The following is a 16,180-nucleotide window of genomic DNA, read 5'->3' as shown; positions in this document are numbered from 1 at the left end:
ATTTCAAGAAGACAATGCCAACTGATAACAGCTGGTAATTACGATTGCTGAACAGGCTCTCCTTCGAGAATTTCATCTTTTTTATATTTGAGTTTTGTCGCTTCTCCTCCTCTTAAATGCCTGATGGATTTATGATAATCGAGTATTTCTTTCACTTCGTTTGCCAAGTCAGGGTTAATTTCAGGCAGACGCTCTGTTAAATCCTTGTGTACTGTACTTTTGGAAACACCAAATTCCTTCGCAATGACACGAACGGTTTTCTTTGTCTCCACGATGTACTTCCCTATCTTGATTGTTCGCTCTTTGATGTAATCGTGCACACCACTCGACCTCCCTAAAATGGATGTGAGAAGTGTGAAATGAGATCCGTATTGTGTAAAGAGTCATTCATTATGCCGCTTCTTCGTTGTATGGTTTTAAAAGTAAGTTTGTGAAATATGCCCACGATCCCTCACCTCAAACACTCTCTTTGTTAGGTTTGTAACAGTGTATTAGCATTCTGTTGGGAATATGCTAAAAACTCAATAAGGACAAGGGGTGAAACGAACTTTTTCGGCTTTAGCTAACTATTTCGCGTCACTAAATTTTTATCTTTACATCCATTCACCGCTCCTGTAAAATGAAAAAAGCAATTAGTTACTTAGGTAAGTTTTTTAGAAGGAGAACGAAATGACCTACGTCAACAGACACCTCATTCATCAAATCAACCAAAGCGCCCGCCTGATTGCCAAGAAAGCCAATGAACAGCTGGAGCCATTCGGCCTTTATTCATCTCAATGGTCAGTTTTATATTGTTTGCGTACGATCGGACCAATGACTCAAAAAGAGATTTGGTCCTATTTAAATGTGGAAGCGCCGACTGTGACACGGACGATCAAACGTCTGGAGGAAAACGGTTGGGTACAGAGACGGCAAGGTGAAGACAAACGGGAAAAACTTGTTGTCCTCACAAAAGAAGCCGAGAAAAAATACGAAGAAATCAATGTGAAAATGCTGAAATTCGAGGAAGAACTGCTTGCAGATTTCCGAGATGAAGATAAGGAAGCTTTTTCTCATTTATTTCGCATGTTTTTACAACAATGAAAATAAGGAAGTGACATACATTTGAAAAAAACGGATGCGATATGGACCAAGGATTTTATTATGGTCCTGCTTGTCAATTTATTTGTGTTTGTGTTCTTTTATACATTTTTAACTGTACTGCCGATCTATACGCTTCAAGAGCTTGGCGGCACAGAATCACAAGGCGGGCTTTTAATCAGCCTGTTCCTTCTGTCAGCGATCATTACACGGCCTTTCTCCGGAGCCATCGTTGAGCGTTTCGGGAAGAAAAGAATGGCAATTGTCTCAATGGCGTTATTCGCCCTTTCTTCTTTTCTGTATATGCCGATTCATAACTTTTACCTGCTGCTTGGCTTGCGGTTCTTCCAAGGAATTTGGTTCAGCATTTTAACGACTGTTACAGGTGCAATTGCAGCGGATATTATTCCGGCCAAACGCCGCGGTGAAGGGCTTGGATACTTTGCCATGTCTATGAACCTCGCCATGGCAATCGGGCCTTTCCTTGGATTGAACTTGATGAAGGTCGTAAGCTTCTCTGTATTCTTTACAGCCTTTGCGCTGTTTATGGTTGCAGGCTTGCTTGTTTCGTTCTTGATAAAGGTGCCCCAAAACCAAGACAGCGGCACGACTGTATTCCGTTTTTCGTTCTCGGATATGTTTGAAAAAGGCGCACTTAAGATTGCGACGGTCGGTTTATTTATTTCTTTCTGTTATTCAACTGTCACAGCGTATTTGTCTGTATTCGCCAAATCAGTTGATCTTTCGAATATCAGCGGATATTTCTTTGTTTGCTTTGCGGTGACAATGATGGTTGCACGCCCGTTCACAGGGAAATTGTTCGACAAAGTCGGACCGGGAATTGTCATTTACCCATCTATCTTGATTTTCTCAGTGGGGCTCTGCATGCTGTCCTTCACACACAGCGGCTTAATGCTCCTTCTTTCAGGCGCGGTTATCGGTCTCGGATACGGATCAATCGTTCCTTGCATGCAAACATTGGCGATCCAGAAATCTCCCGCGCACCGCTCAGGTTTTGCAACGGCAACGTTCTTTACCTTCTTTGACAGCGGAATTGCTGTAGGATCGTATGTTTTTGGATTGTTTGTAGCATCTGCCGGCTTCTCTGCCATTTATTTATCAGCGGGGCTGTTCGTTCTGATTGCTCTGCTTCTCTACGCGTGGAGCCAGAAAAAACCTGCTGAAGCTGAAGGAAAAGTGTCTATTGCAGAATAACGCTCAGACTGCCGGGAATTGCCGGCAGTCTTTTTTTGCATATAAAAAGCGGCGCCCGCTCCGTTGAACGGAAGAGAACGCCGCTTATGGCATATTATTCAATGACCGGCCGTGCAGGTGAATCTGGATCTAACGTAAAGTCATAGGACTCTTCATCACGATACATCGGATCGGCATAAATGGATCGCTGATCGTTATTGGTTGCTTTTCGATACGATGAAAATGAATCGTATTCATTCTTTTTCCACATCCATATGCCGTCTTGATCCGCTTCCTTATGGTACACGTTATGATTGACCGTATTCCCTTCATTTTCTGTAAAATCGTTTCCGATAAATAATCTGGACTCACTGGCCGTCAATATATTCTTTTCAATTGTGTTGTTTTTCGCATCGTACTGCAGCAGCAGCTGTCCGCCATACAGCCCCTTTGTGTCATTCCGGTACATAATGTTGCGGGCAATCAGAGAATTGCTGGTGCCGCCCCGCTTTTTGTCATATCCTCCGATTGAAATACCGGTGTATGCATTGTTGTACACTTTGTTGTCTGTTATCTGAATAGCAGTTGCATATTTCCCTTTGTGTTCAGACGTTGCTTCAATCCCAATATCGTTATCGTAAACTGTGTTTTTCTTAATATCGATACTGTGTCCGCCATCAACATATATCCCGCCCGCTGAGTAATCATCTCCATAAGCTGGGTTTCCGTAAGTCGAGTTTTGATAAACTGTATTGTTTTCTACGACACCGTTTCGCACATAATCGTTTTTGTCTGCGGTTCCCTCATAACCGATAAGATCAATCCCGATGTTGTTATTGTTGCGGACCACATTGCCCGCAATAGTGAAGCCGTCAATATTCCCGTTCAGCACAACCGCCTCACTCGCTCCAAGTGTCAGATTCTCAACCGTATTGTCCTCAATTTGAATGTCTTTCATGCTGCCGGTTCCATAGACCGCGATTCCGTGGGCATTTCCTTCATCCGCTGTTGTCTTAATATCCCGGACATGATTGTTCTTAATGGCAATATGACTGCTGGAGCCTGATACATAAATCCCCATAGCAGTTGCTTCCTCAGATGAAACAGAAAGATCTTGAATCGTTAAACCGCTGATGGCAATGTCGTGTTTATCGTGAATATGAATGAGCGGTGTTTCATATTCTGCGTCCTCAATGGATTCTCCGCTAATCACGACTTTTTCATTTTCATAGTTTCGGAATGTGATAGGCTTTCCGTCCGTACCGCTGTGCTTTACAACAAGTGTTTCATGATACGTTCCTCCCCGAATCATGACAGTTGTGCCGGGGGCAGCCTCCTCTGAAGCGTGTGCCAGTGTACGAAATGGCTTTTCTTTTGTCCCTTCATTTTGATCACTGCCATTTGGCGAAACATATAGGCAATCCCCAGATCGTTCCTCATTCGCTTTTGTCTTATCAAAAACGAAAGCGAGGATGACAGACGTTAAAACACCCGCCAAAAGAATATAATATAATTTTCTCATATTCGATTCCCATTTCGTTTTAGAATAGATTTCTAAAACAATTATAAATGTTCTATTTATGGAAAACCATTTCAAAAATATGAATATATAGCGTGAAATAGATCTTATTCAGCTTGGCGAACCTGCCTAGATTCAAACGGTTCAATCGCAGATGATGCCGGCGGGTGAACACGCATCAGAACAATATAGAAAAGAAATGAAATCAGCACACCTACAAACCAGGAAATGTCGTATAAGCTCTTTAATGCAGGAACATACATTCCAATCAGCGAGATGAGCGCACCCAAAATCGTGGCTGCAAACGCACGGTAATTATAGCCTTTACAATATACATACCGCCCTGTTTCAGAATACAGGTCATCTACCGAGAGTTCCCGTTTGCGAATGATAAAGTAATCAGCCATCATCACGCCTGCCACCGGACCAAGCATGCCGCCTATTAAGCCGAGAAACGCATATACGCTTGTCGCACTCTCCATCAGCTTCCACGGAACCGTAAATAAAGCGAGCAACGCAGTGATAAAACTGCCGCGTTTGAAATTAATATATTTCGGCAGGGCATTCGCTATATCATAAGCGGGCGATACGATGTTCGCCGCGACATTTACAGAGATCGTGGCGATGCAGAGCGTAATCACGGACAATACGATGACATAAGGGTTATCAAACCTCGCCAAAATATCGACAACGTCCCAAATCGGCTCGCCGAAAGCAACCTGCGAACCGGAGGTCACAGTAATACTGGCAAACGCAAACAGCGCGAAGGTTCCCGGCAAACCGTAAAATTGCCCTTTGATTTGCTCTTTTTGCGTTTCTGCAAACCGCGTGAAATCAGGTATATTTAAGATCAATGTCGCCCAGATGCCGATGATGCCGGTAACTCCGGCAGCAAACGGCCAGAACGTTTCTGAAAACGTATGGAACCTTCCTGGCTGAGAATAGATCGGCCCCAGTCCTCCGGCAATATCAACGGCCCACCATACCATGCCGCCAAATACCAAATACACTAAAGGGCCTGCCCATACCTCAAAGCGCTTAATCGATTCCATGCCGTGATGCAATACGAGTAAATGAATAGCCCAAAAGAAGACAAAAGAAAGCAAACCAGACAAGTGAATGCCGAGGATGTTCCACTCGCCGCCAATTTCTCCCCAGCCCGGCCATATATTTAAAAGTAAAATGTTCAGCGCCGTGCTTCCTGCAAAGGTCTGAATGCCAAGCCACATGATCGCTGTAAACGCCCTTAGAAGCGCTGGGATATTCGCGCCGTATATTCCGTAAGAAGCACGGATGATCACCGGAAACGGCAGCCCGTATTTTGTCCCCGCGTGGCCGTTTAAAGCCAGAGCCCCAAACAAGATAAGCGATGCCGTAATAATAATCGCGAGCACCTGCCAAGGCGAAAGACCGATCGCAATTAATCCGCCCACCGTCGCGTAGGTCGGTATATTATGTATACATCCCATCCAAATGGAGGCAAAGTTTATTGCTTTCCACGTCCGTTTCTCCTGTCCCAAAGGCAGCAGATCTTCATTGCTCAGTCTGTTGGATTGATGCTGGCTCTCTTTTAATTTCATAGCCGGCTCCCCTTTCAATATTATCTGTTTTTCGTCATATGTTCAGTTTTCTAACATTTGATGTCACTTAATATAACTGAAGAGTCAGACAATAACATTGGCTATGATATACAATTTTTCTGTTTCTATTTGAACAGCCTAAACAAGAAAAAGAGACAGACTCAGCGTCTGCCTCTTTTCTCATGATGCAGTTTTCATTAATGCAGCAAACCTCACAGCCATTAACAGGCTTGCTCCGCCCGCAATGATCATGATGATTCCCATCATATCAAAATGGGCCGCCGTGATTTCTTTTCCAAAAAGAATACCAAGGATCACCGAAGATAAAATCGACCCTAAGTAACGGCAGGTTTGAAACAGCCCTGAAGTCGTTCCTACCATGTTGGAAGGACTCGTTTTCAGCATCGCTGCCTGCAGCGCGACATTTCCAAGCCCGTAGCCTATACCCAAGATTGACAGGATAAAGCCTTTCCCGATCACCTGAGCGTTGATAAAAAAGATGGTTAAGAGCACGGCTCCAGCCGTCATCAGAAGCGCGCCCGCAAAGATCGGCTTGACGACGCCTGATCGGTCGATCCATTTGCCCGTAATAGGTGACACTACGATGCTCATGCCAGACATAAACAGCATAAACAGACCGCTCGTTTGAACAGAAAGATGCATTTCATCCTGAAAATAACTCGGCAGCCCAAAAAATAAACAATAGAAGAAAACATTCAGCAAAATAAACTGAACATACACAGCTGATAGATTTCGCTGCGTTTTAAACAGACGGACATCAATGAACGGCTTTTCCGTTTTCAGCTCACGCCAAACAAATGCACCGAGCAGAAGCACGCCAAGCACACCTTCAACCGCATGCGGCGACGTGCTGAATGACAGCAGAAAAGATAGAAGCAAAATGATTCCTCCGGCAAATAAAACAATGCCAAGAATGTCGAGCTGCCGAATAATCGTTTTGATTCCAGCCCCTTTTTTCTGATCTTTCGGGAACATATACATGCCTAAGAAAAAGCTGAGGATAATAAACGGCAAATTGACGATAAAGATCGCCGGCCAGCCGCCCCACACAATCAAAAAACCGCCGACAGTCGGTCCGAGCGCCGTCATGGCAGACGCAAAAATAGAGAGCACAGCCAAGGCGGATGCCTGCCGCTCATGAATATGACTCCGAATCAATCCGACTCCTGACGGGTAAATCGCACTGCTCCCTACCGATTGAAACAGCCGCATGATCAATAATGTCATAAACGTTGGCGCAAACGGTGCCCCTATGGCAGAAACCGCAACAAGAATGAGCCCGAATAAAAACAAACGTTTCCGCCCGATCAAATCACCGAGTTTTCCCGTTACAGGCTGAGCTACGGCACTCGCCAGGTAAAACGAGGAAATCAGCCAGGCAACCGTTGTAAACGACAGATGAAATTCATGCTGGATGCTATGGAGCGCAAGAGAAATCATAGACGAGTTCAGCGGATTCAGCATTGTCCCTGAAGCCACCGCTGTCAAAAAAACAGCACGGCTTTTTTTCGATATCATCATTTCACTTGTGCTAGAAATTCTTCCGTTGTCCGCGATTTACCGATTCTCGGGAAAATAAAGCGCAGTGTGGCTTCATGCTCTTCCTCACTGAACGTGGACATGGCATCTGTAATAAAAATCTGCTGATAGCCAAGCTGGAATGCCTCGCGTGCTGTGCTTTCCACCCCGATGTTCGTCGCGATGCCGCACAATACAATCGTGTCAATGCCTCGGCGTCTCAGCTGCAAATCTAAATCTGTGCCGAAAAATGCGCCCCACTGCCGTTTTGTCACAGTGTAATCTCCATCCTGCACACCGATTTCCGGAACAAATTCAGCCCAGTCCGCAGGCATTTCCCCCGAACCTCCCTGCGCAGGCTCATCCGTTTGCGGCTTCAGCGCATCCGCTCCATCATGGAAGGCTACATTCACAAAGCTAATAAATCCGTTATGTTTCCGAAATTCATCGATGAGTTTTTTCGCATTTGGGACAACCTGTCCGCTTTGATCTATCGGCACAATTCCTTTTTGCAAATCAATGATAACCAATGCAGTTTTTTGAAAATCAATATTGAGTGTATTCATCATACGTCTCCTCCTGATGCTGTTAGTGTTTCTCGCATTGCATATTTTACTCTTCACGCTGCCTAAGTTCTTTTATTATGCTTGTGAAACTCTCAGAAGGAGCGCTTTTCTCATGATTTTTCTTTTATGTAAAAGTAACAGGTCGTGCATACAAACAGACCGGCAAGCACTGTAATCATAAGGGGTGTCATCGCTTCATCACCTGCCCGCCGTTTATCGGCTCCTGTCTGAACATGCCCATGAATTTGCGGCGGTCTACCCAAAGCAGGATGAGACACATGACCATTAATATCGTGCTAAGATCCTGCACGCCAATATCAAAACAATAGTTAATCAAGACGATGTTCACAATAATCGGCATAAAAACAACTGCCCCTAATGCAGATGTTCGCGGAATCAGTAATAAAACAGCTGCAACGATTTCGCCGAAACCTATAAACAGTTCGTAAACATGAGAATAACCGAAAAATGTCCACGCAATTGTAAACCCCTTCCCAGCAACTGCCTCGATTTCAGGCGTCACCTCGCCAAACTGGCCTATTACCACTTTCGCCAGGCCGTACACGAAAAAATTAAAAGCTAAAAACAATCGGAACGTCATCGGAATCGATTTACTTACCGCTCTCCTCAGCCTGCCGCCTTTATTCATAACGCATCCTCCCCTAATGTGTATTAATTGGATTAGTACACTTAATACAGTATGAAATAATCTAATAATTGTCAATTCCCTTTTCTGCTCATATGGACAGCTTCTTTTATAGATATAAAGACTTATATCGTAAAAATGACATTTTCCATTCTTTACATCCCTCGATAACATTCCCTAAAAAACCATGTTAGGAAATCTTACATGAAAATGTTTTATCATTCTTTTTTCTCTATAATGAAGAAATATAATAATTCTGAAAGATACGGAGGAATGAGACATGCAAATGGGCGATACAGTTTTTATGTTCTTTTGCGCTTTACTCGTGTGGCTGATGACCCCGGGATTAGCGTTATTTTATGGAGGAATGGTAAAAAGCAAAAATGTGCTGAGCACTGCAATGCACAGTTTTTCTTCTATTGCCATCGTTTCCATCGTTTGGGTGCTGTTCGGATATACACTTGCCTTCGCACCAGGCAATTCGATCATTGGCGGACTGGAGTGGGCCGGTCTGAAAGGGGTCGGATTTGATCCCGGAGATTACAGCGATACCATTCCTCACTCATTATTTATGATGTTCCAAATGACGTTCGCTGTTCTGACTACAGCCATTATTTCCGGGGCTTTCGCAGAACGGATGCGATTCGGTGCTTTTCTTTTATTCTCGGTTTTATGGGTTTCTTTGGTTTACACACCGGTTGCTCACTGGGTGTGGGGCGGCGGCTGGATCGGCCAGCTTGGCGCGCTCGATTTCGCCGGCGGCAACGTTGTTCATATTTCCTCCGGGGTGGCAGGACTTGTTCTCGCTATTGTGCTCGGTAAACGGAAAGACGGTACAGCGTCTTCCCCGCACAACCTCATTTACACCTTCTTAGGAGGGGCTTTGATTTGGTTCGGCTGGTTCGGTTTTAACGTTGGCAGCGCCCTGACCTTAGATGGTGTGGCCATGTTCGCTTTCATCAACACAAACACTGCCGCAGCAGCCGGGATTGCCGGCTGGATCTTAGTAGAATGGATCATTAACAAAAAACCAACGATGCTCGGAGCGGTATCTGGCGCAATCGCCGGACTTGTCGCAATTACGCCTGCTGCCGGATTTGTCACACCTTTCGCTTCCATCATTATCGGCATCATTGGCGGAGCGGTTTGTTTCTGGGGCGTATTCTCGCTTAAAAAGAAATTCGGATACGATGACGCGCTCGACGCCTTTGGACTGCACGGCATCGGCGGCACATGGGGCGGGATCGCAACAGGATTATTCGCGACAACCTCTGTTAATTCAGCGGGCGCGGACGGATTATTCTACGGTGATGCAAGCTTAATCTGGAAACAAATCGTAGCCATCGCCGCCACTTATGTTTTTGTATTTATTGTCACTTTCGTTATTATTAAGATTGTAGGCCTCTTCCTTCCCCTTCGCGCAACCGAAGAAGAAGAATCACTTGGGCTTGACTTAACGATGCACGGGGAAAAAGCATATCAAGATTCTATGTGAGGAGTGACGCTATGAGCGGTCAAATGTTCAAGGTAGAAATTGTAACGCGTCCGGCAAATTTTGAAAAGCTGAAGCAGGAACTCGGAAAAATCGGAGTCACCTCTCTGACCTTCTCTAATGTTCACGGCTGCGGCCTTCAAAAAGCACACACGGAGCTTTATAGAGGGGTAAAAATAGAAAGCAATGTATATGAGCGTTTAAAAATTGAAATTGTAGTCAGCAAGGTTCCTGTTGATCAAGTGACTGAGACCGCTAAAAGGGTTCTGAAAACGGGATCACCGGGTGACGGTAAAATATTTGTCTATGAAATCAGCAATACAATCAATATCCGCACCGGCGAGGAAGGACCTGAAGCACTGTAATCGTTTTGAAGAGATTCGGAATTCCGGATCTCTTTTTTTACGCATAGAAAAAACCCCCAGAAACACTGTCCCCCCTTCGAATTCTCTTCAAGCATCACGCATTTTGGCAAACTCTTTTTTGATTTGAAACTTTTTATGAGTATAATGAGTCTATTATTAAAAATGTAAAAGGTGATTATTTGAATTACGAAATCTTTAAAGCCATCCATGGACTAGCTCATCACAATTCAGTTCTCGATTCTATTATGGTCTTCATAACGGAATATGCGATTGTCGCCTATGCCCTTATCCTATTGGCAATCTGGCTGTTCGGGAACACGCAAAGCAGAAAAAATGTGCTTTACGCGGGACTTACAGGAATTGCGGGTCTTGTCATCAACTTTTTGATTACACAAGTTTATTTCGAACCGCGCCCGTTCGTTGCGCACACCGTGCATACGCTGATTCCGCATGATGCGGATGCTTCATTTCCGAGTGACCACACTACAGGTGCGTTAGCGATTTCTATTGCGATGCTTTTCAGAAACCGCAAAATCGGCTGGCCGCTTGTCATTTTCGGGCTTTTGACAGGCTTTTCGAGAATTTGGGTAGGGCATCACTATCCGGTAGATGTATTGGGCAGCCTTGTTGTCGCCATCATTATCGGGTTCCTATTCTTTAGATTTTCAGATCTGCTTCGCCCATTCGTCGATTTGATTGTAAGAATCTATGAAGCCATCATCAATAAACTGACGAAAAAACCAACTGATCAAAATTTCTAGAAAAAACAAAAGCCGGCGTCTGAACCTAAGACAGCCGGCTTTCATATTTTTCGTACATTTCATGTTTTCTCCGCTTCGCCAACACATATAAACCACAAAACAATACAATTCCAACAGTATCGATGAGCACATCCCGAATACATCCGTTCCTGCTGAAGAAGAGCTGAAGAACTTCTGTGAAAAAAGCAAACGCGAATGAGCCGGCTGCAGCTGATTTTATGCTGCCCCGCTGTTTCCACAGCAAGTATGTCAGCACAAAGAAAGAAAACACGTGCCCGATTTTTTGGATAAACGCTACAGGTACAGTAAGCTCAGTAAAATCCATGTCTAAAAATTGAGACAGATCAGGGTGCGGCTGAAAATGAAAAGCCACCGTTTGCGATACGACCAAGCCGCTGAAGCTTTCCGTACAAACAGAGAGCAGAATAAAAAAGATCCAACCCGCGAGCAATAGACGGTTCATGACATAACCTCCTTTATAACGAACGTGCCTATGTGTAACTACATAGACGGTGAAACAAAGCAAAAAGTAACAGAAAAAAAACGCCCATCACACGGATAGACGTTTTCTACATTAAGACTGTTCAGTGTCTTCTGTTGTGCTGCTTTCTTTAGATCCAGATTTGTCAGTTGAATCATCCGTTTTCTCACCGGATTTTTCTTCTGTTCCTTTTTCAGGTGATCCATCCTTTTTCTCGGAAGATTGCTGAATGGATTCTTCTGTTTCTTCAGTGGCAGCTTTTTCTTCAGCAGCTGCTGCTTTTTCAATAGAAGAAACCGGCTTGTCCATAAAGTTCAGCGGGTTCATTGCGACTCCATCTTTACGGATTTCAAAATGTACGTGATTTCCGCTGTCTTCGCTGTAAAGGTTCTTGCCAGACTTTCCGATCACTTGGTTTTGTTTTACTTTGTCACCTTGCTCAACACTTACTTCAGAAAGAGATTGGTACACAGTTGATAATCCGTCGGCATGTTCTACTTCCACAACATATCCCAGCACCGGATCTTTTTCAGCTTTAACAACCGTACCGCTCAGAGAAGCAGAAACATCGAAATCTTTTCCGTCTTTCTCAGCTAAGTCAATTCCTTTGCTTAGGCTGTACGTGTTATTATAGGTAACGAGTGCTGCTTCTTTTTCTTCTTTTGCGGCATCGGTTTCATAGAACTTTTTCACAACAGAAACGTTTTCAGAATCAACAACCGGCATTGCGACATTTTCCATTGACTTTCCTACTTCAACTGCATCGTCGTTGTTGTCATACGCGGAGTTTCCGCCGTTATCAGCTAACTGATCCTTCACTTCATCGTTTGATACAGATTGATACCAAAGGACAGCTGTTAAAATGACGGCCGCACTGACTAAGTAAATTGCAGGGAACACCCAGCGTTTACGAAAAAACTGCTGAAGTTTTTTGACTTGAGAAGTTTTCTTTTCTTCCTCTCTCATTGTTTATCACCTCAGCAACATTCTGAACACTTTTCTGAAAATATATACACCTATCCAAAAAAACTTTTTTTAGATGTAGTTTGCGCAGACTGATACGAAAATATGTCTTTTTTTGAGAGGAGTGCCAAAAACGTATGAACATGACATTGCGTCTTGCTGAACATAAAGATCTGGAGGCTGTTGTTGCGATTTATAATTCAACGATTGCTTCTCGAATGGTAACAGCCGATACCGAACCGGTAACTCCTGAAGACCGGATGGAATGGTTTTTGGGCCATACAGAGGCACGTCCCCTCTATGTTGCCGAGGACGAAAACGGGAACGTCGCTGCCTGGATCAGCTTTGAAACATTTTACGGAAGGCCCGCCTATAATAAAACAGCGGAGGTCAGCATATACATTGACGAAGCATGCCGCGGCAAAGGCGTTGGATCGTATTTGCTTCAGGAAGCGCTCCGCATTGCGCCGGATCTAGGAATCCGCTCACTTATGGCCTTCATTTTCGGACATAATAAACCAAGCCTGAAGCTGTTTGAAAAGCACGGGTTTGCAGAATGGGGACTATTCCCCGACATTGCCGAAATGGACGGCAAAAGATATGATTTAAAAATTTTAGGGAGAGAGCTGTCATGATTAGTCTGGATAAAGATGAAAACGAGATTGAAAATCATAATGAAGAAAATAGCCCCGCTGAGCAGGAGATTGAACCTGCAGAAAGTGAGGGCCGCCAGCTGAGTGCCTCTGCTGTCAAGTCGCTATCAGACATTGCCAAGTGGGGCAAAATTTCAGGCATTTTGCTGATCATTATGGGATCGCTGGTTACTCTGTCTACCTTAATGACAGTCATCGGCGCCATTCCGGGCGTACTGCTCATTATTTCGGGCGTCTTTCTGATGCGTTCAGCAAAAGCAGCCGCGGAAGCCGAAGGAAATCTTAGCGGCACCGCTGGCGAAAGCATGCTGGAGAATTACGGGACATTTATTAAAATGCAGCTGTTTTACGCAGCATCCAGTATCGTCACTGGCCTGATCGGAATCATTTTGGCCATTTTCGTGCTGGTGGTTATCGGCATTGCTGCTTTTGAAAACACCAATACGTATGAGGATCCGGATTCTTATTATTATGAGGATGATCCAGTTTTTGAATAAAGCCATTGAACAGTACCGGGCATGTGTTCCAGACAAAGCGGAACCATGCCTTTTTTATTTGTCCATTTTTCACCCTTTACCTCAATTTGACGGATATTTGCCAATCAAAGCAGGCAGGTGCAAACACTAAGTTCTTAAGCAAGCATACAATCTAATAAAACGACTTGGTCTTTTTTTAGAGACAGTTTTCAAAAGTGGCACCTGCCATATCACTGCAGGATTGTCCCAATAAAAATAAAGGAGTGGGGCATTTGGAAAGTAACAGCATTTCGGAAAAAGTAAAAGTCATTGCTGAAATCGCAAACGCCCATCAAGGAAAAGAGGAGAACCTCAAAGCACTCATCAAGGCTGCTGCAGAAAGCGGAGCAGATGGTGTGAAATTTCAGTGGTTCAAGTATGACCGTATTGCAACACCGTGTTTTTTTGCTTATGAGTCATATATCGAGCTGTTTTTGAATGAGGATGTATGGAAAAATTGTGTCGCTTATGGAAAAAGACTTGGATTAGAAATTTGGGTGGATATTTTCGATTCATGGGGGGCAGAGCTCTTTTTGCATCTGCAGCATGACATTGATGGCATAAAGCTTCCAACAACCATCCTTCAATCCACGGAAATCATGAAAACGATCGGTATGACAGAGAAGCCTGTGCTCATCGGAGTTGGGGGATGGTATGAAGAAGAGATCGATCAGATGATGTCGCTTGTAAAACAACATATGGCAAATCAGCTCATTCTCATGCACGGATTTCAAGGGTATCCGACAAAATTAGAGGATATTAACCTAAAACGGATACAACATCTACAAAAAAGATACAAGGTTCAAATTGGATTTGCGGATCACATTGACGCAGATCATCCGCTTGCAGCCGATCTCCCTGTCTATGCATTTTTCTCAGGGGCAGCTGTTATTGAAAAACATATTACCCTACATCGGGCAGCTAAAGGGTTTGATTATTATTCTTCACTAGAGCCGAACGAATTCAAAGTGATGACGGAAAAGCTCCAGCAGGCCCAAATTGCAGATGGTTCAACTGAAGTAAAGGAATCCGAAAGAAAGTATTTGCATGATTCATCATTACGCGTAACAGCCAACCGGGATATAAAAAAAGGAGAAATCATTACACTGGATAAAACGAGCTACAAAAGATGCGGAAATGAGAATGCATTAATGCCCTTACAAGCCGAGGACGCTTTTCCTCAAGTAGCAACTGCTAATGTATCGTTAAACCAGCCAATTACACCCAACGAAATAAAAAGTCCAAGAATTGCGATTGCAGTGATATGCCGGCTAAAATCGACTCGTTTGCCGAAAAAAGCGCTGCTCCCTATTTACGGAATACCATCTGTTGATCGCTGTTTAATCAATTGCCTGGCTGTCCCTGGTGTTCATGAAGTTGTATTGGCAACGTCAAATCTTCCTGAAGACGACCCGCTTGAAGCTTTTACTCTAAACGGAAAGGTCAGAATCGTGAGAGGCGCCCCCGAAAATGTGGCAGAAAGAATGCTTGAAGCCGCAGCTTTAACAAAATCCGATATTATTATCCGTGTGACAGGTGATTGTCCAGTGGTTTCACCTGAAGTGCTTCAATATTTAATTGACCGGCACTTGCAAAAAGGTGCAGATTATACTCAGGAGCTTTCAAGTTCAGCAGGAATTTCCGGTAATGTCATTACTGTTGAAGCCCTTCAGCGGCTTGTGCAGCAGCCAAAACCGTTAACCCATACAGAATATCTTTCTTTTTATTTTTTAAACAACCCTTCCCTATTTTCCATCAATCAAGTCAGCCTGCCAGAAGAACTCCATTATCCATCTTGGCGTTTAACACTGGATGAACCTAAAGACTTAGAGTTGTTTGAACAAATATATCGAAACCTGGATGTCAAAAACGAACCGCTCTATTTCAGCCGGATAAGAGATTATTTATCAGAAAACCAACACGTTTCAAAAATAAATCAAGATGTGTCGACCAAATGGATCGATCAGACATCTCTAGTGAAGGAAATCAACAAAGCAACGCTGTTGTCATCGGAGAACAAATAATATCTTGCTAAAAAACAGTGCATGAGTTCGGGACCATTCCGAAACCGTGCATTTTTATTACGACTGCCCACATCCCTAGTGTCTAAAAAAACACCCGATTGTCAGGCAAATCCCAACATTCCGGGTGCAGTTCTTATTTAATACATTTTCTTGCGTCTGTCTTCCTCAGTCAAAAATTCTACAAAACTTCGCATCGCAAACGGTTCTTCCTTAATCTGTCGCGTATAGGAGTCTTTTCTCTCTTCTGAAAGGATTTCGCTCTTTTTGATCCTGTTCAGCATATAGATGTGAACCGTTTTTTGGATTTGTTTATGCTGATAGCCTGCTTCTTTGAAAAATGCCAGCCCAAGCGCCGCCAAAAGGGCGAATATACCTGCGCTGATTAAGGACTCCCTGTCAGCTGAGGCGTGAAATAGAAAAGCAGCTAAATTAAAGAGAGAGAATGCAGCAAGCGGAATAGCAAGAAAACGGTAAATGACGGTTTTTTTCATGAAAGGCTGTACGGCCTTTTGAATTTTTTGCATTTCTGTTTTAATGAACCCCGGCATTTGTTCGACTCTGTAAAAGTTCATGTAATCCTCCCCCTTTATTTTGTTGCAAGGCTTCACGGACGTTATGATATGTGTTTATTTTAACGCAGGTGCAAGCTGGTTTTAAAGAAATCTGCCCGTATTTTTCACGAAGAATCTGGATCGCCGCTCTTTATTCTTTTAAAATGTGAGTGTTATAATTTGTAATGGGAATCAGATCGCTGTTAATCATGGAATACTAATGGCAATCTTCTTGATAAATATGAATGAGC

At 43.8% G+C, this 16,180-nt stretch carries 18 protein-coding genes; 8 read left to right on the top strand and 10 right to left on the bottom strand.

The genetic code is table 11. From position 1 onward, the window contains the following. Positions 1-38: 38 nt before the first annotated feature. Together spoIIID and AC0DBE_RS18585 are read right to left on the bottom strand one after the other, a co-directional pair. On the bottom strand, positions 39-320 hold the full coding sequence (gene spoIIID, locus AC0DBE_RS18590; protein WP_003221804.1) for a sporulation transcriptional regulator SpoIIID: 282 nt from the start codon (positions 318-320) through the stop codon (positions 39-41). A 14-nt stretch (positions 321-334) separates the two neighbouring features. Then, positions 335-445, bottom strand: a complete 111-nt coding sequence (locus AC0DBE_RS18585) for a protein usd (RefSeq protein WP_072181869.1) — start codon at positions 443-445, stop codon at positions 335-337. Positions 446-669: 224 nt separating this feature from the next. Between AC0DBE_RS18585 and AC0DBE_RS18580 the strand changes: the two genes are divergently transcribed. Continuing rightward, entirely contained in the window at positions 670-1,083 is a 414-nt protein-coding gene (locus AC0DBE_RS18580) for a MarR family winged helix-turn-helix transcriptional regulator (protein WP_003235672.1), read from the top strand. Positions 1,084-1,104: 21 nt separating this feature from the next. Further along, positions 1,105-2,295 carry an MFS transporter gene (locus AC0DBE_RS18575; RefSeq protein WP_014115459.1) on the top strand — a complete coding sequence of 397 codons (1,191 nt, stop codon included), beginning with the start codon at positions 1,105-1,107 and terminating at the stop codon, positions 2,293-2,295. A 94-nt stretch (positions 2,296-2,389) separates the two neighbouring features. Here the strand turns inward: AC0DBE_RS18575 and AC0DBE_RS18570 are convergent, their stop codons facing one another. The 5 genes from AC0DBE_RS18570 to AC0DBE_RS18550 all read right to left on the bottom strand — a co-directional run bounded on the left by AC0DBE_RS18570 (position 2,390) and on the right by AC0DBE_RS18550 (position 8,127). After that, positions 2,390-3,796 (bottom strand): right-handed parallel beta-helix repeat-containing protein, encoded by a 1,407-nt coding sequence (locus tag AC0DBE_RS18570; RefSeq protein WP_472963265.1) that lies wholly within the window; start codon positions 3,794-3,796, stop codon positions 2,390-2,392. Positions 3,797-3,900: 104 nt separating this feature from the next. Next, positions 3,901-5,373: an allantoin permease gene (pucI, locus tag AC0DBE_RS18565; RefSeq protein ID WP_014115461.1), complete on the bottom strand. Its 1,473-nt coding sequence runs from the start codon at positions 5,371-5,373 to the stop codon at positions 3,901-3,903. 180 nt (positions 5,374-5,553) lie between these two features. After that, positions 5,554-6,912, bottom strand: coding sequence for an MFS transporter (locus AC0DBE_RS18560; protein ID WP_472963262.1), 1,359 nt, complete (start codon positions 6,910-6,912; stop codon positions 5,554-5,556). Next, positions 6,912-7,481 (bottom strand): hydrolase, encoded by a 570-nt coding sequence (locus AC0DBE_RS18555; RefSeq protein ID WP_014115463.1) that lies wholly within the window; start codon positions 7,479-7,481, stop codon positions 6,912-6,914. The genes AC0DBE_RS18560 and AC0DBE_RS18555 overlap by 1 nt, the downstream gene beginning before the upstream one ends. Positions 7,482-7,665: 184 nt before the next feature. Further along, the gene (locus AC0DBE_RS18550; RefSeq protein ID WP_014115464.1) at positions 7,666-8,127 is read right to left on the bottom strand and encodes a hypothetical protein; all 462 of its coding nucleotides are present in this window, start codon (positions 8,125-8,127) and stop codon (positions 7,666-7,668) included. A 277-nt stretch (positions 8,128-8,404) separates the two neighbouring features. Between AC0DBE_RS18550 and amtB the strand changes: the two genes are divergently transcribed. From amtB to bcrC, 3 genes are all read left to right on the top strand, one after another. Beyond that, positions 8,405-9,619 (top strand): ammonium transporter AmtB, encoded by a 1,215-nt coding sequence (amtB, locus tag AC0DBE_RS18545; RefSeq protein WP_014115465.1) that lies wholly within the window; start codon positions 8,405-8,407, stop codon positions 9,617-9,619. Positions 9,620-9,630: 11 nt separating this feature from the next. Then, entirely contained in the window at positions 9,631-9,981 is a 351-nt protein-coding gene (locus tag AC0DBE_RS18540) for a P-II family nitrogen regulator (protein WP_003221829.1), read from the top strand. Positions 9,982-10,160: 179 nt separating this feature from the next. Then, positions 10,161-10,742 (top strand): undecaprenyl-diphosphate phosphatase BcrC, encoded by a 582-nt coding sequence (gene bcrC, locus AC0DBE_RS18535; RefSeq protein ID WP_472963258.1) that lies wholly within the window; start codon positions 10,161-10,163, stop codon positions 10,740-10,742. Positions 10,743-10,767: 25 nt separating this feature from the next. Here bcrC and AC0DBE_RS18530 read toward each other — a convergent pair whose 3' ends face one another. Then, on the bottom strand, positions 10,768-11,205 hold the full coding sequence (locus tag AC0DBE_RS18530; RefSeq protein ID WP_072181864.1) for a VanZ family protein: 438 nt from the start codon (positions 11,203-11,205) through the stop codon (positions 10,768-10,770). A 111-nt stretch (positions 11,206-11,316) separates the two neighbouring features. Further along, positions 11,317-12,189 (bottom strand): stage II sporulation protein spoIIQ, encoded by an 873-nt coding sequence (gene spoIIQ / locus AC0DBE_RS18525; protein ID WP_061186472.1) that lies wholly within the window; start codon positions 12,187-12,189, stop codon positions 11,317-11,319. A gap of 140 nt (positions 12,190-12,329) precedes the next feature. Here spoIIQ and AC0DBE_RS18520 point away from each other — a divergent pair, with 140 nt between their 5' ends. The 3 genes from AC0DBE_RS18520 to AC0DBE_RS18510 all read left to right on the top strand — a co-directional run bounded on the left by AC0DBE_RS18520 (position 12,330) and on the right by AC0DBE_RS18510 (position 15,378). Then, entirely contained in the window at positions 12,330-12,821 is a 492-nt protein-coding gene (locus tag AC0DBE_RS18520) for a GNAT family N-acetyltransferase (RefSeq protein WP_472963364.1), read from the top strand. Further along, positions 12,818-13,336 carry a DUF5362 family protein gene (locus AC0DBE_RS18515; RefSeq protein WP_072181862.1) on the top strand — a complete coding sequence of 173 codons (519 nt, stop codon included), beginning with the start codon at positions 12,818-12,820 and terminating at the stop codon, positions 13,334-13,336. Before AC0DBE_RS18520 ends, AC0DBE_RS18515 begins: the two co-directional genes overlap by 4 nt. Positions 13,337-13,587: 251 nt before the next feature. Beyond that, positions 13,588-15,378 (top strand): N-acetylneuraminate synthase family protein, encoded by a 1,791-nt coding sequence (locus AC0DBE_RS18510; RefSeq protein ID WP_472963254.1) that lies wholly within the window; start codon positions 13,588-13,590, stop codon positions 15,376-15,378. 137 nt (positions 15,379-15,515) lie between these two features. Here the strand turns inward: AC0DBE_RS18510 and AC0DBE_RS18505 are convergent, their stop codons facing one another. Beyond that, positions 15,516-15,950 carry a DUF5392 family protein gene (locus AC0DBE_RS18505; protein WP_014115472.1) on the bottom strand — a complete coding sequence of 145 codons (435 nt, stop codon included), beginning with the start codon at positions 15,948-15,950 and terminating at the stop codon, positions 15,516-15,518. Positions 15,951-16,180: the final 230 nt, after the last annotated feature.

The sequence above is a fragment of the Bacillus sp. VA15 genome, assembly GCF_055721145.1.
The sequence above is the reverse complement of the archived record's forward strand: the minus strand, read 5'-3'. Positions and strand labels throughout refer to the sequence as shown.